The 17,824-nt window shown below is 73.8% G+C and carries 16 protein-coding genes; 7 read left to right on the top strand and 9 right to left on the bottom strand.

Annotation, left to right across the window (positions count from 1 at the left end; all coding sequences use genetic code 11):
* Positions 1 to 49: 49 nt before the first annotated feature.
* Positions 50 to 2,176: a putative bifunctional diguanylate cyclase/phosphodiesterase gene (locus Sfr03f_RS09610; RefSeq protein ID WP_108953215.1), complete on the bottom strand. Its 2,127-nt coding sequence runs from the start codon at positions 2,174 to 2,176 to the stop codon at positions 50 to 52.
* A gap of 330 nt (positions 2,177 to 2,506) precedes the next feature.
* Here Sfr03f_RS09610 and Sfr03f_RS09605 point away from each other — a divergent pair, with 330 nt between their 5' ends.
* The 3 genes from Sfr03f_RS09605 to Sfr03f_RS09595 all read left to right on the top strand — a co-directional run bounded on the left by Sfr03f_RS09605 (position 2,507) and on the right by Sfr03f_RS09595 (position 4,862).
* The gene (locus Sfr03f_RS09605) at positions 2,507 to 3,178 is read left to right on the top strand and encodes a hypothetical protein (protein ID WP_159105603.1); all 672 of its coding nucleotides are present in this window, start codon (positions 2,507 to 2,509) and stop codon (positions 3,176 to 3,178) included.
* Positions 3,179 to 3,232: 54 nt separating this feature from the next.
* Complete coding sequence (locus Sfr03f_RS09600) at positions 3,233 to 3,997, top strand: bestrophin-like domain (protein ID WP_108953213.1); 765 nt, start codon at positions 3,233 to 3,235, stop codon at positions 3,995 to 3,997.
* 211 nt (positions 3,998 to 4,208) lie between these two features.
* On the top strand, positions 4,209 to 4,862 hold the full coding sequence (locus Sfr03f_RS09595) for a hypothetical protein (RefSeq protein ID WP_108953212.1): 654 nt from the start codon (positions 4,209 to 4,211) through the stop codon (positions 4,860 to 4,862).
* 121 nt (positions 4,863 to 4,983) lie between these two features.
* Here the strand turns inward: Sfr03f_RS09595 and Sfr03f_RS09590 are convergent, their stop codons facing one another.
* Positions 4,984 to 5,478: a hypothetical protein gene (locus tag Sfr03f_RS09590; RefSeq protein ID WP_108953211.1), complete on the bottom strand. Its 495-nt coding sequence runs from the start codon at positions 5,476 to 5,478 to the stop codon at positions 4,984 to 4,986.
* A gap of 332 nt (positions 5,479 to 5,810) precedes the next feature.
* Here Sfr03f_RS09590 and Sfr03f_RS09585 point away from each other — a divergent pair, with 332 nt between their 5' ends.
* Positions 5,811 to 6,473 (top strand): class F sortase, encoded by a 663-nt coding sequence (locus tag Sfr03f_RS09585; RefSeq protein WP_108953568.1) that lies wholly within the window; start codon positions 5,811 to 5,813, stop codon positions 6,471 to 6,473.
* Between the two features lie 76 nt (positions 6,474 to 6,549).
* Here Sfr03f_RS09585 and Sfr03f_RS09580 read toward each other — a convergent pair whose 3' ends face one another.
* Positions 6,550 to 7,482, bottom strand: a complete 933-nt coding sequence (locus Sfr03f_RS09580) for a polysaccharide deacetylase family protein (RefSeq protein ID WP_108953210.1) — start codon at positions 7,480 to 7,482, stop codon at positions 6,550 to 6,552.
* Between the two features lie 222 nt (positions 7,483 to 7,704).
* Between Sfr03f_RS09580 and Sfr03f_RS09575 the strand changes: the two genes are divergently transcribed.
* Together Sfr03f_RS09575 and Sfr03f_RS09570 are read left to right on the top strand one after the other, a co-directional pair.
* A complete protein-coding gene (locus Sfr03f_RS09575; protein WP_108953209.1) occupies positions 7,705 to 8,253 on the top strand; it encodes a sigma-70 family RNA polymerase sigma factor in 549 nt (182 codons plus the stop codon).
* Between the two features lie 109 nt (positions 8,254 to 8,362).
* The gene (locus tag Sfr03f_RS09570; protein WP_108953208.1) at positions 8,363 to 8,869 is read left to right on the top strand and encodes a hypothetical protein; all 507 of its coding nucleotides are present in this window, start codon (positions 8,363 to 8,365) and stop codon (positions 8,867 to 8,869) included.
* A gap of 159 nt (positions 8,870 to 9,028) precedes the next feature.
* On the opposite strand, the gene Sfr03f_RS09565 is transcribed toward Sfr03f_RS09570, so the two are convergent.
* From Sfr03f_RS09565 to Sfr03f_RS09555, 3 genes are all read right to left on the bottom strand, one after another.
* Complete coding sequence (locus tag Sfr03f_RS09565; protein ID WP_108953207.1) at positions 9,029 to 9,895, bottom strand: Fpg/Nei family DNA glycosylase; 867 nt, start codon at positions 9,893 to 9,895, stop codon at positions 9,029 to 9,031.
* Positions 9,896 to 9,944: 49 nt separating this feature from the next.
* Complete coding sequence (locus Sfr03f_RS09560; protein ID WP_108953206.1) at positions 9,945 to 12,020, bottom strand: SpoIIE family protein phosphatase; 2,076 nt, start codon at positions 12,018 to 12,020, stop codon at positions 9,945 to 9,947.
* Positions 12,021 to 12,096: 76 nt separating this feature from the next.
* The gene (locus Sfr03f_RS09555) at positions 12,097 to 12,354 is read right to left on the bottom strand and encodes a hypothetical protein (protein WP_108953205.1); all 258 of its coding nucleotides are present in this window, start codon (positions 12,352 to 12,354) and stop codon (positions 12,097 to 12,099) included.
* 108 nt (positions 12,355 to 12,462) lie between these two features.
* On the opposite strand from Sfr03f_RS09555, the gene Sfr03f_RS09550 reads away from it, so the two are divergent.
* Positions 12,463 to 13,869: a lipase maturation factor family protein gene (locus tag Sfr03f_RS09550; protein WP_108953204.1), complete on the top strand. Its 1,407-nt coding sequence runs from the start codon at positions 12,463 to 12,465 to the stop codon at positions 13,867 to 13,869.
* A gap of 152 nt (positions 13,870 to 14,021) precedes the next feature.
* Here the strand turns inward: Sfr03f_RS09550 and Sfr03f_RS09545 are convergent, their stop codons facing one another.
* From Sfr03f_RS09545 to glgC, 3 genes are all read right to left on the bottom strand, one after another.
* Complete coding sequence (locus tag Sfr03f_RS09545) at positions 14,022 to 14,204, bottom strand: hypothetical protein (RefSeq protein WP_108953203.1); 183 nt, start codon at positions 14,202 to 14,204, stop codon at positions 14,022 to 14,024.
* Between the two features lie 334 nt (positions 14,205 to 14,538).
* A complete protein-coding gene (locus Sfr03f_RS09540) occupies positions 14,539 to 16,167 on the bottom strand; it encodes an SDR family NAD(P)-dependent oxidoreductase (RefSeq protein WP_245967477.1) in 1,629 nt (542 codons plus the stop codon).
* A 196-nt stretch (positions 16,168 to 16,363) separates the two neighbouring features.
* Positions 16,364 to 17,593, bottom strand: a complete 1,230-nt coding sequence (gene glgC / locus Sfr03f_RS09535; protein WP_108953202.1) for a glucose-1-phosphate adenylyltransferase — start codon at positions 17,591 to 17,593, stop codon at positions 16,364 to 16,366.
* Positions 17,594 to 17,824 lie beyond the last annotated feature (231 nt).

Genomic DNA, 17,824 nt, shown 5'->3' with positions numbered 1-17,824 from the left:
TTCCAGGGTGCGCCCGATGCGCGCGTGACGCAGCAGGTGCGGCCCGGCGTCAGCAGGCGTCGGCGAGGGCGAGCTGGTGGAGCCGCTCCGGCGGGCCGGGACGCGCGTAGTACCAGCCCTGCGCGGTGTCGCAGCCCAGCTTGCGCAGCCGCTCGGCCTGGGCCGCCGTCTCGACCCCCTCCACGGTGACCGAGAGCCCCAGCGTGCGGGCCAGCCGCACGACCCCCTCGACGATCTTGACGTCCACCGGGTCCGCCGGCGACGTGCGGATGCCGCGGGTGAAGGAACGGTCCAGCTTCAGCTCGCTCACCGGCAGGCGCCGCAGTCCGGCCAGGTTGGAGTACCCGGTGCCGAAGTCGTCCAGGGCGATGTCCACCCCCATCTCGCACAGGGTGCGCAGCGGCCGCAGGACCTCGTCCTCCGCGCCCACCAGCGCCGTTTCGGTGATCTCCAGGCAGAGCGCCTGCGGGGGCAGCCCGGCGTCCTCCAGGATGCGCGCGGTGTCGCGCACCAGGCCGGGGTCGGTGAGCTGGCACGGGGAGAGGTTGACGTTGACCCGGGTGGCGCCCTCCCACTCCGTGGCCTGCCGCACGGCCTGCTCCAGCACCCAGCGGCCCAGCGGCACGATCAGCCCGGTCCGCTCGGCGAGCGGGATGAACCGGTCCGGACCCACCACGCCCTGCTGCGGGTGCAACCAGCGCACCAGCGCCTCGGCGCCGCCGACGCTGCCGTCCTCCAGGCGCACCAGCGGCTGGTACTCGATGAAGAACTCGCCGTTGTCGAGGGCGGCCGGAAGCGCGTTGGTGAGGCGGTGGCGGCTGATGGCGCGGGCGTCGGCCTCCGGGTCGGCGAACTCGAACCGGTTGCCGCCGGCCGACTTGGCCCGGTACATGGTGATGTCGGCGCTGCGCAGCACCTCGGCCGCGCCCCGCTCGCCGGCCGCGCCCTCGACGATGCCGACGGAGCCGCGCACGGTCAGTTCACGGCCGTCGATGCGCACCGGCGTCGCCAGCGCGTTCATGATCCGCTCGGCCAGCTCGTCGACGCCCCGCTCGGCGCCGGCGCCGGTGGTCAGGGCGACGAACTCGTCGCCGCCGAGCCGGGCCACCATCTCGCCGGGTCCGGTGGCACAGGCCTGCAGCCGGTCGGCGACCTCGACCAGGAGCCGGTCGCCCGCCTGGTGGCCGAGGCTGTCGTTGACCGTCTTGAAGCCGTCGAGGTCCAGGTAGCAGAGCCCGAAGCGCTGCCCCCCGCCGGCCGCCACGGCCTTCTCCAGCCGTTCGAAGAAGAGGGTGCGGTTGGGCAGCCCGGTGAGCGCGTCGTGGGTGGCCTCGTAGCGCAGGCGCAGGTTGAGCAGCCGCCGCTCGGTGGTGTCCTCCATGAGCGCGAGCTGGTACTGCGGGCGGCCGTCGGCGTCGCGCAGCAGGGACACCGTCAGGTTGGTCCACAGCACGGTGCCGTCGGGGCGGGTGAACGCCTTCTCCACCCGGTAGTGCTCCCGGGCGCCGCGCACCAGTTCGTCGTGCAGCCGCCAGATCTGGGCGCCGTCCTCGGCATGCGTGAGCTCGGTCAGGCTCCGGCCCAGCAGCGCCGCGGCGTTGCCGCCGAACATCCGGGTCATCGCGCCGTTGACTTGCAGGATCGTCGAGTCGGGTCCGGCGATCCAGATCCCGGTGGCGGCGCCCTCGAAGACGGCGCGGAAGCGGGCCTCGCTCTCGTGCAGGGCCTGGGTGGCGCCCTCGTTGAGCTGGGCCTGGGCGCCGAGCGCGGCACGGGCCACCGCCCGCTGCTCGGTCACCGTGCGGTCGCGCAGCGCCTCGGCGAAGCCGGAGGCCAGCGCGGCCCCGACCCGGACGGCGCGGGCCCGCAGCACGGCGGGGTCGGCGTCCCGGTCGCCCAGACAGCAGGCGGCGTGGGAGTCCAGGCACTCCAGGGTGCGGCCCACCGCCTCGGGCTCCGTGCGGCCGGCGTCCACCAGCGCGGCCCCGGCGGCCGGCCCCGCCGCGGTGTCGGGGATCGCGGCGCGCAGCGCGTCCCGCAGTCCTCGGGCGGCCGGCAGCAGCCGCTGCCCCAGCGCGCGCACCTCCGCGGGCGGCGCCTCCGGCAGGAGCGCCCGGCTCCACGCGGTGGCGAACCGTTCCGGGTCGTCCGTCGGCGAGTCCTGGGCGCCCGTCATGCCGGCCGGCCTCCACCCACGCTCCGCGACGCACGGGCAGGACAGTTCATCTGGCACTCCGGGGAGTAGACGGCCGACGGTCGAGGTGAGGCTACTGATCAATCGGCCAACCATGCGAGCAGAAACGGAAATTGACCATCCGATAGCGGTCACTCCCCGATGGCCGTCCATCGAATTGGACTGACTTGTCGTTAACATCGCGCCCTCATTTCCACCCGTTCGCAGCAATCGATGACACATCCGGCGTAGTCGCGGAGTGCCGTGACGATGATCACTCCCGTGGAGAGACCTACACGACATCGCCTCGCTTGTGCCACACGGGCGCTCGCGGTGACCTCGATCGTCTGGCTCACCGGCCCCGGGTGGCCGGCCGAGGCCGTCGCGGACGCCTGCGCGTACGCCTCGAGCGGCCCGCACGGCACGGCCGCGGGCGTGGTCACGGACGGCGGAGCCGTCGCGGTGGGGCCGGTGCCGCCGCCGGGCGGCCTCGCCGTTCCCCCCGGCGGCCTGGTCGCCGTCGCCGGACCCGACGGGCTGACCGCGGCGGCCGGGGACGCCATCGCCCGGCTCGACGGCACGGGGGCCCATGCCCAGGCGGGGCGGTGCCCCACCCCCACGCCGGCCCCGACGCCCACCCCCACCCCGCCGCCTCCGCCGCCCGAGCCCACGCCCGAGCCCCCGCCGCCTCCTCCGCCGCCCGCCGCGCCGCCCTCGGTCGCCCCGCCCGTCGCCGCCGCCCCGCCGCCGGCACCCGTCCGGACGCCCCCTCCCCCGCCGCCGCGCCCCGCGCCGCCCACGCCGAAGCCGGAGCCGAAGCCCGAGCCGGAGCCGGAGCCGGTGGTCCACCGGCCGAAGCCGCCGCCGGTGAAGCCCGTGGTCTATCCGGTCCGCCAGGCCGCTGTGCCCTCGCTGCCGCCGCGCCCCCGTCGCTCCCTCGTCCAGCTCGCCCTGCTGATCACGGCCCCCGCGGTGATCGCCGTGGCGGCGCTCCGCCCCCGGTGACGCGGGCGTTCCGCCCCCTTCCCGACCCGTCCCCGCTTCTCAGGAGGAATTTCCTTGCCGGAATGGCTCGTACTCGCCCTCGCGATGGCCGCCGCGTGCGCCGTGGTCGTCGTGGTCGCCTTCATCCGGGAGCGCACCGCGCGGGAGGACGACGACCCGGACGACACGCCTGACGTGATCGAATACATGACGATGATGATCGGCGTGGTCTACGCGATCGTCCTCGGTCTCGCGATCGCCGGCGTCTGGGAGGCCCGCAGCGCCGCGCAGGACCACGTGCGGGCCGAGGCGATGGCCCTGCACGAGATCTCCGAGCGGGTGCGGCCCTATCCGGCGGAGGTCCGCGACCGGATCAGGCAGGACGTACGCGCCTACGTCGGCCACGTGGTGGACACCGAGTGGCGGACGATGGCCGACGAGGGCCGGCTCACCGACCGGGGCACGGAGCTACTCGCGCGCCTGCGGCACGACCTGACCGACTACCGGCCGGCGTCGGACTACGAGGCGCAGGCCTACCAGCCCCTGCTCGATCAGCTGACCGTGGCGGACCAGGCCCGCGGGGCCCGCGAGGACGCCACGGAGGCGACCATGCCGGGGGTGGTCTGGTTCGGGCTCATCATCGGCGCGATGGTGACCATCGGCATGGTCTTCGCCCTCCAGATCCGGCGCACGGCACGGGAGCTGGTGCTGGCCGGTCTGTTCTCCGCGCTGATCGCGTTCCTGCTGTTCCTGGTCTGGGACTTCGACGCGCCGTTCAGCCGGGGCATGGACGTGGACGCCACCCCGTTCACGGCGTTGTTCCCCGGCGTCGCGACGTAGGCCGGGGCGGCCGTCACACCTGCCCGGCGGCCGTCACACCTGCCCGGCGGCCGTCATACCTGCCCGGCGGCCGGACCACCCGTGCGGCGCAGCGTCGTCACCCGTTCGCCCGAGCGGGATCGCGGGCCGGCCGCCGTGTTCCTAGCGTGCTGCGCAGGCAGAGGGCGGTGGAGCAGGTCCGCCGCCCGCCCCGGCAGAACCGGAGGGCTGCATGGGCGTCACGGGCGTCACGGGAGTCATACGCGTCGCATCGGCCGTCGTCCTGGGGATGACCGCCACCGCGGTCACCCCCGGGGCCGCGTTCGCGGCTCGCAGCGCGCCGCGCGCCGCCGACGGCGGCACCTCGTTCTCCTTCGCCGTCTCCCCGGAGGCCGTCGCCCCGGGCGGCCGGGTCACCCTGTCGGTGGACGGCTGTCCGCACGCGGCACGGGTGTCGTCGGACCTCTTCGCACCGGTCACGATCCCCGAGGGCCGCACGACCGCCCGGACCCGTGTCCACCGCGACGCCCGTCCCGGCACGGTGCACCAGGTCTCGTTCCGGTGCGGACGTGAGACGGGGGTGACCGAGCTGAGGGTGCGGGCCGCCCGTCCGGGACCGACCCCGACGCCGACCCGTCCGGCGCCCGTCCCGAGCCGTCCGGGGCACAGCGGTTCGCCGGTCCCCGCTCCCCCGCCCCAGGGCCATTCCTCACGGCAGCCGGAGCACGGGGCGCACGCCGGTGCCGGCGGGACCACCGCCGGGTTCGACCTGGGCGACCTGGGCCTGGGCGCGCTGCTGGTGACCGGCGCGCTGGCCGCCGCCTACCGCAGGACCCGCTCCGCCTCGACGACCTCGACGGCCTCGGCCACGGACGAGCGGGGCTGAGCCCTCGGCCCCGGCCGGGAGCTCCGGGCACGGCAACGGCGTCCCGGCCCGCACCCCCGTCGGGGGTGCGGGCCGGGACGCCGGCGCGAGCGACGTTCCCCGGAGCGCTGGACGGGATCGATCAGATGCGGCTCTCCGCGCGACGGCGCATCCAGAAGAAGCCGCCGCCGAGGGCCGCGGCGGCGACCAGCCCGCCGCCGATGGCGACGTCGGTGGGCGTGGCGCCGGTGAGGGAGCTGCCGCCCAGGCCGCCGCGGACGCCGCCGAGCACGGTGAAGGCGTTGGACCGGGTCAGGGTCCTGCCCTCACCGCAGTTGGCGGTGATGCTGTGCGACCCGGCGGTGGCGTTGGAGTTCACCCGCACCGTGGCCGTGGACTTGGTCCTGCTGCCGCTGACCGGGTTGAGGGACGTCGACGGGAAGACCGGCGAGCTCACGGTGGAGCCCGGCATGCGGCAGGAGCTGCCCTCCACCGTGATGGTGAGCTGCCCGCCCGGGGCGATGGTGCTGGGGCTGACCTGGATGCTGCTGGGGTCCGACCAGGCGCCGGCCGTCGGGGCAGCGAGCCCGATGGCGGCGAACGCGGCGGCCGAGACCGCCAGGGCACGAGTACGCATGTGTTCCTCCGCGGAAGACGCCCCGGGACCCGTCCCCGGTCGATCGGCGAGAAAGCGCCTCCCAGTCAGACCCTGGGTCGCCCGCTGTTCCTCCGCATTTCGGCCTTCCGCCGTCCTGGTGAGCCGACACGCCGCAGGGCCCCACCGGATGCGTCATCTCCGCAGGTCACGGAGTGTCAGGAATTTTCTCCGCCGCCGCCCCGGATGGCTGACGGGCGCGGTGCGGAGCCACCCGTTCGCCTTCGCCCCGATGCCGGTCGCGCGCACCGCGCTTAGCGTTCTGGTATCGCGACAGACACGGCGACGGCCGCGTCGAGAGGGGAATGGCGAAGATGTCTGCGTCCGAACTGACGGAAGAGGAGGAGCGGCCCCGACGGCGCGCGCCCTGGGGCGTGATGGCGCTGGTGCTCCTCACCGGGCTCGCGCTCATCCGCAACGGATCCGGGGAGTTCGACACCGGTCCCCCGCAGCCCACGTCGGTGGCCGCCACCGATACGCGGGTCCGTCCGCAGGCCTTCCCCGGAGCGCCCGCCCCGTTGCCGTTCTCCGAGGTGGACCGGGTGCGGATCCAGGCGATCCAGGTGGACGCCCCGGTCGTGCCGGTGGGTCTGGACCCCGACGGCTGGGTGGCCGCCCCGCCGCCGGAGGACCCCAACCTGGCCGGCTGGTTCAGCGGCGCGGTGACCCCCGGCGAGAACGGCACGTCGGTGCTGGTGGGCCACGTCGACAACGCGCAGGGGCCCGCGGTGTTCTACGGCCTGGGCGCGCTCAAGCAGGGGAACCGGGTCGAGGTGCTGCGCAAGGACGGGAAGCTCGCCGTCTTCGAGATCTACGGCATCGAGGTGTACGACAAGAACAACTTCCCCGGCGAGCGCGTCTACGGTTCCACGGGCACACCCGAGCTGCGGGTCATCACCTGTGGCGGCGGGTACTCCCCGCAGGAGGGTTACGCGGGGAACGTGGTCGTCTTCGCCCGCCTGGTCGAGGTCCACTGAGACGTCGCTCCCACGACGGTGGGCCGGTACGAGCACCCGCTCGTACCGGCCCACCGTCGTGCCTGCCCCCGCCCGGTCAGACCGCGCGGCGGCGGGGCACCGCGACGTGGTAGCCCTCCTCGAGCAGCCGCGGGAGGTAGCGGCGCAGCGCCTGGACGCTCTGCGACCGGTTGCCGCCGGCGTCGTGGGAGAGCACCACGGCGCCCGGTGACGCCTCCTTCTCCACGGTGTCCGCGATGGCCCCGACGCCCGGGCTGCGCCAGTCGAGGGTGTCGACGGTCCAGGCCATCGGCTCCATGCCCAGTTCCGCGCCGAAGCGGTAGGCCTCCCGGTTCCAGGCGCCGTAGGGGGCACGGAACCAGGCGGGGCGCTCCCCGCAGGTCTTCTCGACGATCTCGCTGGTGCGCTCCATCTCGGCGCGCACGGCGGAGCGCGAGAGCCGGGTGAGCAGCGGGTGGGACCAGGTGTGGTTGCCGATCACGTGGCCCTCGGCGGACACCCGCCGCAGCAGGTCCGGGTTGGCCTTGGCCATGTTCCCGCAGACGAAGAACATGGCCTGCAGCCCGTGTTCGCCCAGGGTCCGCAGGATCTCGGGCGTGTAGCGGGGATCGGGGCCGTCGTCGAAGGTGAGGACGACGGTGCGGCCGAGGCCGCCGACCCGCAGAAACGGTTCGTCACGGACCGGTGTGCGGGCCGGACGCACCGGGGCGAAGCCCGCCAGCGGGCTCAGGCGGTAGGAGGACGAGACGGGCGAGCGGGCCCGGCCGAGCGCTCCGGGCGCACCGGCGGCCCGGCCGGGCGCCCCGCCCGCCGCCCCGGCCGACGGAGCCCCCGTCGACGGGGCCCCGGGCGACGCCGTCCCGGCGGACGACGCCTCGGAGGAGGACGTCTCGGAGGAGAAGAGGGATACGACGCCCGCCGTGCCCGCCGCCATGAGGGTGGAGGCCCCCGCGATCAGCGCGCTCCGGCGGGACACGCCGCGTCGGACAAGCAATTCATCCAATTTCATGATTAATCAGTCGCGCGGCCCAACGCTCGTCGCATCCCGGATGGGCGCGGCGGGGGGTGATTGCACCCTTGTGGAGCACAGGGCACGGCGTGTCGCTCCACCGCCCCGCTCCACCGCTCCTGACGACCGTTCGTCGCACCGCTCGGCGACGCGTTCGACCGTCCGCCGCAGATCCGCGCCCGCCCACTGTTTCGCCGTCGCGCCGTGCGGTGCCATACGGCCATGACGGCCGCAACGACCACCATGAACCGAGGAACGACCGCCGAGCACGAGCTGGCGCGGCTCCAGCGGGAGCACGGGCGCCCCCTCTTCGCCCTGCTGCTCAGGCTCTGCGACGGCGACCGCCAGCGTGCCGAGGACCTGGTCCAGGAGACGCTGGTCCGGGCCTGGCAGAACCCCGCGGCCCTCCACGACGACGCCTTCGAGTCCGTGCGCCCCTGGCTGCTCACGGTGGCCCGCAGACTGGCCATCGACGCCCGCCGGGCACGGCAGGCGCGCCCCGCAGAGGTGGGCGACGCGGTGCTGGAGAACGCGCGGGTGTGCGCGGACCACGCGGAGCGGTCGGCGGCGGCCCTGGACGTACGGGAGGCGGTGCGGCGGCTGTCGCCCGAGCACCGCGACGTCCTGGTGCTGGTGTACTTCCGGGGCGCCAGCGTCGCGGAGGCCGCGGCCGCGCTCGGCATACCCGCCGGGACGGTCAAGTCCCGTGCGTACTACGCCCTGCGGGCCCTGCGCGGAGTGCTTCCCGGATACGCACCCGACCTGCGGTGAAACCGCGGTCAGGGTCAAGCCTTCGCAAAGCGCCTTGCCGATGACCATGGTTGAGTAATCGGCTGTTCCCATCGGTTCGTTGCGGACGGCCGGAGGAAGGCAGGCAGTCATGGTGGACACAGGAGAAGGACGCGCGGAGCCGGACGGGCTGACGGTGCCGATGGCGTGGCTCTACGCCGAGTACATCGCCGAGGAGCTGCTGCGCTCCGGGGACCTGATGCCGCCCGCCTCCTTCGAGTACCGGGCGGGACGGGAGGCGCTGGCGCTGACGGTGTTCCTCTCCGACCTGGAGGGCGAACTGAGCGGCGTCCAGGTGGTGACCCGGCTGGAGACCTGGCGTTCCCTGACGGCCTACGACCAGCCGTGGCAGGACTGGGTGCGCGGGCGGCTGGACGCGCTGACCGCGGAGGCCGGCGGGCGCGGCGGCCGGCCGGGTCCGGACCTGCGGCTGGCCCTGGCCGCCTGGCGCTGGCTGGAGGAGACCGAACTGCTGGCCCCGGACCTGGACGCGGTGCCCGGCGGCGGTCCGGTGCCCGGGGACGACGGTCCGCAGCGGTGGACCCCGGCCTGGCAGCTGGGCCTGCCGCTCGGCCACCTGGCCATCCACCTGTTCTGAGGCCCCCGCCCGCAACACCCTCCGCCCGCAACGCCACGCCTTCCGCCCGCAACGCTCCGCGCCCCGCGGGCCCACCGCCCGGGTCCTCGGGCCGCCCCGGGCCCTCGGGCCGCCCCGGGCCCTCGGGCCGCCGCCCGGGAGCGGGCGCGCGCCCGGGGTTCACTTGAGCAGGCGCGACAGGCGGCGGTCGGCCAGCGGGCGGCCACCGGTCTGGCAGGTGGGGCAGTACTGCAGCGAGGAGTCGCTGAAGGACACCTCGCGGACGGTGTCCCCGCAGACGGGGCAGGGTTCGCCCGTCCTGCCGTGCACCCGCATGCCGCTCCTCTTCTCGGCCTTGAGCCGTCCGGCGGCCACCCCGCGGGAGCGTTCCACCGCCTCGGTGAGCGTCGAGCGCAGCGCCTCGTAGAGCCGGTGGGTCTCCTCCGGCGTCAGCGAACCGGTGAGCTTGAACGGGGACATCCGCGCGGCGTGCAGGATCTCGTCGCTGTAGGCGTTGCCGACGCCGGCGATCAGGCTCTGGTCGCGCAGCGCGCCCTTCAGCTGCCGCCGTTCCCCCGCCAGCAGCCCGGTGAACCGGGCCTCGTCGAAGTCGTCGGCCAGCGGGTCGGGTCCCAGGCCCGCGACGCCGGGGACCTGGGCGGGATCATGGACGACATAGACGGCGAGGCGCTTCTGCGTGCCGGCCTCGGTCAGGTCGAAGCCCTGTCCGTCGTCGAGTGCGGCCCGCAGGGCGATCGGGCCCTTGCCGGGGCGGGGCGGGGTGGCGGGGAGGCTGTCGTACCACCGCAGCCAGCCCGCCCGGGCGAGGTGGGTCACCAGGCGCGGCCCTCCGTCGGCGGTGGCGACGTCCAGGAACTTGCCGTGCCGGTGCACGGCAGCCACCGTCCGGCCCTCCAGGGCGGAGGGGGGCGGGTCGTAGGTCTTCAGGACGCTGACGGCGAGCGGGAGCACGCGGGTGATCTCCCGCCCGACCAGCTGGTCCTGGAGGAAGTCCCTGAGGGCCTCCACCTCCGGCAGTTCGGGCATACCCCCAGCCTGCCACGGGGCGCCGCCGCCCGCCCGGTCCGGCCCGGTCTCACTCGGGTTCGGGCCACGTCATCGAGAACTCGCACCACACGCACTTGCCGCCGCCGCGGGCCTCGACGCCCCAGCTGTCGGCGAGCAGGTCGACCAGCATCAGCCCGCGGCCGCTCATGCCCACCGGGCCGGGGTCACGCCGGTGCGGCAGGGCGCTGGATGTGTCCTCCACCTCGATCCTCAGCAGCCGCTGCGGCCCGAGCAACACCCGCAGGGTGACGGTGGCGCACCCCTCGGTGTGCATCAGGGCGTTGGTGATCAGCTCGTCCGCCGCCAGCTCGATCTCGTCGGCCCTCTCCGCGGTGCCCCAGGCCCGCACCGCCGCACGGATCATGTGGCGGGTCTCGGCGAGCGCGTCCGGGTCGCCGGGCACCACCTGCTGCCTCAGCTGTCCGCCGCTGCGCTGCCGGCCGGGGCCGCGGCGGCGCAGCAGCAGGACGGCCACGTCGTCGTCGCCTCCCCTGCGGTCGGCCCGTTCGATCAGCGCGTCGGCGAGCCCGCGGACGTCGTCGGGGCCCTTGGAGATGTAGTCCATCAGCTCGCGCAGGCCGACGGAGAGGTCGTCCCCCGGGAGTTCGACCAGGCCGTCGGTGCAGAGCACCAGGGTCTGGAAGGTGGAGAGCTCGAAGGTGGTGACCGGGTAGGTGAGCGCGCCGAACTCGGCGGACAGCCCCAGCGGGAGCCCGCCCTCAACGGGGATCCGCCGGCAGGTGCCGTCGCCGCCGCGCAGGATCGGGTCGAGGTGTCCGGCGCGCACCATCCTGACCACCCCGGTGGTCGGGTCGATCTCGGCGTACAGGCAGGTGGCGAAGCGGTCGGTGTCCAGTTCGTGGAGGAAGACGGAGGCGCGGGCCATCACGGTGCCCGGGGTGTGCCCTTCGGCCGCGTAGGCGCGCAGCACGATCCGCAGCTGGCCCATGACGGCGGCGGCGTGGGTGTCGTGGCCCTGGACGTCGCCGATGACGGCGCCGACCCGGCCGCCGGGGAGCGGGATCAGGTCGTACCAGTCGCCGCCGATGTGCCGCCCGGCGGCGGCGGAGCGGTAGCGGACGGCGATGTCGGCGCCGGGCACGCTGGGGATGGTGCGGGGCAGCATCGCCTGCTGGAGTCCCTGGGCGAGGTCCATCTGCTGCTCGTAGAGCATGGCGCGCTGCAGGCTCTGGGCCACGCTCCCGCCGAGCGCGCCGAACAGCGCGCGGTCCTGCGGGGTGAAGCTCCGGCGGCCGCTGTAGAGCAGGCCGACGGCGCCGACCGCCTTCCCCTCGGCGATCAGCGGCAGGTACACGCCCGCGGTGATCTGCAGGGGGATCAGCTTCTCCCACAGGATCGGGTAGTCGGCCGCGAACTCCTCGGCGGACTCGATGTAGCGGGGCCGCAGGGTGCGGACCACCTCACTCATCGGGTACGGCTCGTCCACCCGGGTGATGCGGACCCCGGGGACGGCCTCCTGGGGTTCCTCGGTGACCAGCACGACGCGGTCGCCCTCCACCAGTCCGAGGACCACCATGGACACGCCCAGCGGGTTCCGCTGGTGCGCCTCGCCGAGGACGCGCAGCACGTCGCGGACGGTGCGGGCCGCGGAGAGGGCCGCGGTGAGGGCCTGGACGACGTCGGTCTGGCGGCGGCGCGCCTCGTCCTCGACCGCCTGCTCGAGCCGCGCCTCGCTCTCCCTGAGCTCCTGGGTGGCGTCGCGGACGATGCCGATGACGCGTCGGGGGCGGCCCCTGTCGTCGCGCCGGATGTAGCCCTGGGTGTGGGTCCAGCGCATGCTGCCGTCGCGGCACCGGACGCGGAAGTAGCCGCCGTAGTTCTCGGCGCCCTCCCTCATCGCCCGGGTGACCGCCTCCTCCATGCGGAGGCCCTCGGTGCGGGGCACCCGGGGGGCGAGGCCCATCAGGGTGCCGTCGAACTCCTCGGGACGCAGGTCGAAGATCTCGTGGGCGAGGGCGTCCATGTGGAACAGGCTCGTGTCGAGGTCCCAGTCGAAGGTGCCCATCCGGTTGAGCGCCAGGATCGGCTCGGGGCCGGCGGGCCACTCCTGCGGGAGTGTCTCCTCGGTGTCCCCATCGGCCATGGGGACCACCTTGCCAGCATTTGTCCGCTTCTTCGAATCGTTCTCCCCCCCGGCCGGTCTCCGGCGGGGACCCCGCTCAGCCACCGAAGACATCGGTGGGGCTGCCGAAGACGCTCTCCGCGTCCACGACGGCGACCCCGCGCGGGGCCACTCCTGACACCGTCCCGCCCTCGACGACCCCGTGCTCCGGCCCGCGGGCCCGCTCGACGCCGCTCCCGCCGGGCCGCTCCCCCGCCGGCGGGGCGCCGAGCAGCGCGAGCGGCACGGCGGCGCAGGCGACGACGGCGACCCTGATCGGTGCGCGCACGGTGTCCTCCCACTCGGTTCGGGGCACTTCGTCACCATTGTCTGCCGCGTCCGGTGCGCTCACGCAAACGGAAGCGGGCGTCACGGTCGGCCGGCCCCGGGCACCCGGAGGCCGCCGGGAAGGAGAGCCGAGGTCGTGGAGTGGTTCACCGCACCGGAGTACTGGATGGGCCGGCTGGTCTTCCAGCGGGGGCTGGCCGCCGTCTACCTGGTCGCCTTCCTCACCGCCGCCCTGCAGTTCCGGCCGCTGATCGGGGAGCGGGGACTGACGCCGGCGCCCCGGTTCCTCGGGCGGACGACCTGGCGGCAGGCGCCGACGCTGTTCCGGCTGCGCTTCTCCGACCGGCTCTTCGCCGCCTGCGCCTGGACGGGGTGCGCCGTCTCGGCGGCGCTGCTGGCCGGAGCGGCCGACCTGGTGCCGCTGTGGGCGTCGATGCTGCTGTGGCTGCTCCCGTGGATCCTGTACCTGTCGGTGGTGAACATCGGCCAGACCTGGTACGCCTTCGGCTGGGAGTCGCTGCTGCTGGAGACCGGCTTCCTCGCGGTGCTGCTGGGCAACGACGAGGTGGGCCCTCCGGTGGTGGTGCTGTTCCTGCTGCGCTGGCTGCTCTTCCGGCTGGAGTTCGGCGCCGGGCTGATCAAGATGCGCGGCGACGAGTGCTGGCGCCGGCTCACCTGTCTGTACCACCACCACGAGACCCAGCCGATGCCCGGGCCGCTGAGCCGTCTGTTCCACCTGCTGCCGCGCCCGGTGCACCGGGTGGAGGCGGCCGCCAACCACGTCACCCAGCTGGCGGTGCCGTTCCTGCTCTTCACCCCGCAGCCGGTCGCCTCCTGGGCGGCCGCGGTCATGGTCGTCACCCAGCTGTGGCTGATCGTCTCGGGCAACTTCGCCTGGCTCAACTGGCTGACGGTGGTGATCGCGCTGCCGGTGATCGCCTGGCCGTGGGGCGCCGCACCCCGCCGTGATCCGGGAGCACCGCTCTGGTACGAGATCACCGTTCTCGCGGTGGCCGCGGGGCTGCTGTGGCTGAGCCGGAAGCCGGCGCGCAACCTGCTCTCCCGCGGCCAGGCGATGAACCGGTCCTTCGACCCGCTGCACCTGGTGAACACCTACGGGGCGTTCGGCAGCGTGACCCGGGTGCGGCACGAGGTGGTCGTGGAGGGCACGGGCGACGAGCGGCCGCGCCAGGACTCCGACTGGCGCGCCTACGAGTTCCGGGGCAAGCCGGGCGACGTGCGGCGCGGGCCGCGGCAGTTCGCACCGTACCACCTGCGGCTCGACTGGCTGATGTGGTTCCTGGCGCTGTCGCCGGTGCCGGCCCGCTGGTTCACGGCGCTGGTGGAGAAACTGCTCGAGGGCGACCGGGACACGCTGCGGCTGCTGCGGCACTCGCCCTTCCCGCCCGAAACGCCGCCGCGCTGGATCCGCGCGCGGCTCTTCCGCTACCGCTTCGCCACCCGTGCCGAGCGGCGCGCCGAGGGCGCGTACTGGGTGCGCGAGTACGTCCGCGACTTCCTGCCGCCCACCCGGCTGTCCTGACCGGGGGCCGCGCCGGTCGGCGCGCCTGGCCGCCGGCCCGGTGAACGGCGAACCGCGAACGGCGAACCGCGAAGGGCCAACGGCGAACGGCGGCCGGTGGTGGCCCGGCCGCCGTTCGCTCCGCACCGTTCTTCCGGCGCCGCCGACGGCCGTCAGTCGACGCTGGGCAGGATGTGGGGCTCGGCGAGGTCGTCCTCGTAGCCGGCCAGCCTGATGGGCGCGGAACGGGCCCACACCTCCAGGCTGCCCAGGGGGCCGTCGCCGTCGGCCGGGCTCCGGCCGGCGGGCCTCTCACTCGCGATCGCCGTGGTGGACGTCGTCTTCTCCGGTGTCACCGCGCACTCCTCATGTTGGGTCACCCTCGAGGCGCGGCGCCGTCGTTGTGCTCGGCGCCCGGGCGCCTCCCGGGTGCGGGTCGGTAGGGAGGCCGTTCGAGCGCGGTGGCGCCGGCATCTCTTCGCGGACGGACCGGTGTGCCCGGCCTGCCCGGTGGCGGACCGTGGGGGGCAGGTGCGGCCCCGCCACGACGTCCGTCAGCACCAGAGTAACCAAATGAGCGGGCTCCCGCTCGATAGCGCCGAAAACTTTGCGTTACCGTCTCACGTCCGACGGGTCACCGAGGAGCCCCGGCCGCCCCGGACGGCCCGCGGGGGGCCGTCGTGGACCGGGTCACCACTTGCCGGGCGCGTAGTCCTTCAGGAAGACCCCGTACAGGTCCTCGCCCGCCTCGCCCCGCACGATCGGGTCGTAGACCCGGGCCGCGCCGTCGACCAGGTCCAGCGGCGCGTGGAAACCGGCCTCGGCCAGGCGCACCTTGTCCGGGTGCGGGCGCTCGTCGGTGATCCAGCCGGTGTCGACGGCCGTCATCAGGATGCGGTCCTTCTCGAACATCTCCTGGGCGCTGGTGCGCGTCAGCATGTTCAGCGCGGCCTTGGCCATGTTGGTGTGCGGGTGTCCGGCGCCCTTGTAGCCGCGCTCGAAGACGCCCTCCATCGCGGAGACGTTGACGATGTAGGTCCGGCGGTTCGGGGAGGCGGACATCGCCTCCCGCAGCCGGCTGATGAGGATGAACGGCGCGGTGGAGTTGCACAGCTGGACCTCGAGCAGCTCCACCGGAGTGACCTGCTCGACGGACTGCACCCAGCTGTTGGTGTCGTGCAGGTCGGGGACGAGACCGCCCGCGTCGATGGCGGTGCCGGCGGCGATCCGCTCCAGCGAGGCCGAGCCGGAGACCAGCGCGAGGTCGGTGACGTCCTGGGCGCTGATCGCCCCGCCGCCGGACACCGGCAGCGCCGCGACGGCGCCGGAGCCGAACGCGCCGATCACCCGGGCGGCGGGCAGTTCGCCCTTGGGCAGCGGTGCCGACTCGGCGGCCAGCAGCTCGCTGTAGGCCTGCGGGGAGCGCCGCACGGTCTGGGCGGCGTTGTTGATGAGGATGTCCAGGTGCCCCTGGGCCGCCACCGAGTCGGCCAGCGCGACGGCCTGGGCGGGGTCGCGCAGGTCGATGCCGACGATGTCGAGGCGGTGGATCCACTCGTCGCTGTCCGGCATCGCCTTGAAGCGGCGGATGGCGTCGTTGGGGAAGCGGGTGGTGACCGTGGTGTGGGCGCCGTCCCGCAGCAGGCGCAGCGCGATGTACATGCCGATCTTGGCGCGGCCGCCGGTGAGCAGCGCGCGCCGGCCGGTCAGGTCGGTGCGGGCGTCGCGGCGGGCCCGGTTCTCGTCGGCGCACCGCGGGCAGAGCTGGTGGTAGAAGTAGTCGACCTCGACGTACCGGTCCTTGCAGGTGTAGCAGGAGCGCGGGCGCTGCAGCACGCCGGCGATCCGGCGGCCGTCGTCGACGGAGGAGGACGGCAGGACGCCGGCCGTCTCGTCGTCGATGCGCTGCGCGGAGCCGGTGGCGGTGGCCTCGGTGACGGCGCGGTCGTGCGCGGTCTTGGCGGCGCGGCGCTCCTGGCGGCGACGCTGCTTGACCGTCCGGTAGATGTGCGAGGTGGCGCGGCGGACCGCGACGGCGTCGGGGTGGTCCACCGCTATCCCGTCGAGCTCCTCCAGGACGCTCAGGCAGACGGCCAGGCGCTCCGGGTCGATGCCCGGACCCCAGTCCTCGGCGCCCTGGTCCTCAGCGCCCTGGTCCTCGGCGCCCTGGCCCGGGACGCCCTGGTCCTGGGCCCCGTGACCGGAGGCTCGCCGGTTCTCGGCGCCCTGGTCCTGCTGGGCGGGGATCCGCGCCGCTTCTCTCCCGTGGTCCCCCAGGTCGCGCGTGGCAGTGCCCTGGCCGTCGTCCGTCACCGTCATCGCCGCTGTGTTCCTCGTGTCACTCGCTCAGCCGCGTAGCTCGATCGAGTGACCGCACGGCTCCCACATGAAGGCGGTGGGAGCCGCGTCGCGAACGTTCGTCCCGATTCCGTCCCACCAGGTGGCGAGGATACTGAGGGCCGACAGCGTCCGCCAAATGGGCGACGGCCCAGGCGTCCTGCGTCACATGGGGGTGTCACATGGGAGCCGGTACGGGCTGCGCCTTCCCGAGGACCACCACGCCGTTGTCGGAGACGGTGTACAGCTCGGCGTCGCGCTCGGGGTTGACGCCGATGGTGGCGCCGGGCGGGACGTCGATGTTCTTGTCGAGGATGGCGTTGCGGACCACCGCGCCCCGGCCGATGCGGACGTTGTCGTGGATCACCGAGTTCTGCACCACGGCGTCGGGTTCGACGACCACGCCCGGGGAGAGCACCGATCGCGTGACCTGGCCCTTGATGAGGCAGGCGGGGCTGACGATCGACTCCGTGGCGTTGCCCGCGGCGCTGAAGCGGGCCGGGGAGAGCATCGGGTGGTGGGTGTAGATGGGCCAGTCGCGGTTGTACAGGTTGAACACCGGCCGGTCGGCGAGCAGGTCCATGTGGGCGTCGTAGTAGGCGTCGATGGTTCCGACGTCCCGCCAGTAGCCCTGGTCCCGCTTGGTCTCCCCGGGGACGTGGTTGGTGCTGAAGTCGTAGACGGCGGCGTCGCCGCTCGCGGTGAGCATGGGCAGGATGTCGCCGCCCATGTCGTGGTCGGAGTCCTCGTTCTCGGCGTCCCGGTGCAGGGCCTCCACCAGCACGTCGGTGGTGAAGATGTAGTTGCCCATGGAGGCGAGGATGGAGTCCGGGTCGTCGGGCAGGCCCGGCGGGTCGGCCGGCTTCTCGAGGAAGCGCTCGACGGTGCGCCCGTCGGCGCCCGGCGTGATCACACCGAACTGCGAGGATTCCGAGCGCGGCACCCGGATGCCGGCCACCGTCGCTCCGGCTCCGCTCTCGATGTGCTGGCGCAGCATCTCGCGGGGGTCCATGCGGTAGACGTGGTCGGCGCCGAAGACGACGACGTAGTCGGGCTCCTCGTCGCGGATCAGGTTCAGCGACTGGTGGATGGCGTCGGCGCTGCCCTGGTACCACTGCTTGCCCAGGCGCTGCTGGGCGGGCACGGGGGTGACGTAGTTGCCGAGCAGGCTGGACATGCGCCAGGTGGTGGTGATGTGGCGGTCCAGCGAGTGCGACTTGTACTGGGTCAGCACCGCGATGTGCCGGATGTCCGCGTTCACGAGGTTGGACAGCACGAAGTCCACCAGGCGGTACGTCCCGCCGAAGGTGACGGCCGGCTTGGCACGGTCCGCCGTCAGCGGCATCAGGCGCTTTCCCTCACCGCCCGCCAGCACAATGCCGAGTACGGTTGGCCCACCACGACGCATCGCCGCTCCTCTCACCGGTTCACCCGCCCCTTGGTCATGATCCGAGTGCCCCCACCTGTGACCTGCTAAGCCTGCCGTGGGAGCACGACCGTGTCACCCGTCCGGGGGAGGATCGGATCTTTCCGGGTACTCCACCATCAGGAGGACCCGTGAAGGACGGAAGAACGCCTCCGGTACGACGACGGAGGTGGGCATGACCGGCACGATGTGGTTCGTGCAGCAGACATCCAG

This window comes from Streptomyces fragilis (genome assembly GCF_003112515.1).
Taxonomy (GTDB): Bacteria; Actinomycetota; Actinomycetes; order Streptomycetales; family Streptomycetaceae; genus Streptomyces; species Streptomyces fragilis.
Note: the sequence above shows the minus strand (reverse complement) of the source record. Positions and strands in the feature narration are given on the sequence as shown.

What these genes read in the sequence shown, in the direction of transcription:
- Sfr03f_RS09610 (WP_108953215.1), bottom strand. Translation starts at nt 2,176, where the DNA reads ATGACGGGCGCCCAGGACTCGCCGACGGACGACCCGGAACGGTTCGCC.
- Sfr03f_RS09595 (WP_108953212.1), top strand. Translation starts at nt 4,209, where the DNA reads ATGGGCGTCACGGGCGTCACGGGAGTCATACGCGTCGCATCGGCCGTC.
- Sfr03f_RS09590 (WP_108953211.1), bottom strand. Translation starts at nt 5,478, where the DNA reads ATGCGTACTCGTGCCCTGGCGGTCTCGGCCGCCGCGTTCGCCGCCATC.
- Sfr03f_RS09585 (WP_108953568.1), top strand. Translation starts at nt 5,811, where the DNA reads ATGTCTGCGTCCGAACTGACGGAAGAGGAGGAGCGGCCCCGACGGCGC.
- Sfr03f_RS09580 (WP_108953210.1), bottom strand. Translation starts at nt 7,482, where the DNA reads ATGAAATTGGATGAATTGCTTGTCCGACGCGGCGTGTCCCGCCGGAGC.
- Sfr03f_RS09575 (WP_108953209.1), top strand. Translation starts at nt 7,705, where the DNA reads ATGACGGCCGCAACGACCACCATGAACCGAGGAACGACCGCCGAGCAC.
- Sfr03f_RS09570 (WP_108953208.1), top strand. Translation starts at nt 8,363, where the DNA reads ATGGTGGACACAGGAGAAGGACGCGCGGAGCCGGACGGGCTGACGGTG.
- Sfr03f_RS09565 (WP_108953207.1), bottom strand. Translation starts at nt 9,895, where the DNA reads ATGCCCGAACTGCCGGAGGTGGAGGCCCTCAGGGACTTCCTCCAGGAC.
- Sfr03f_RS09560 (WP_108953206.1), bottom strand. Translation starts at nt 12,020, where the DNA reads ATGGCCGATGGGGACACCGAGGAGACACTCCCGCAGGAGTGGCCCGCC.
- Sfr03f_RS09540 (WP_245967477.1), bottom strand. Translation starts at nt 16,167, where the DNA reads ATGACGGTGACGGACGACGGCCAGGGCACTGCCACGCGCGACCTGGGG.
- glgC (WP_108953202.1), bottom strand. Translation starts at nt 17,593, where the DNA reads ATGCGTCGTGGTGGGCCAACCGTACTCGGCATTGTGCTGGCGGGCGGT.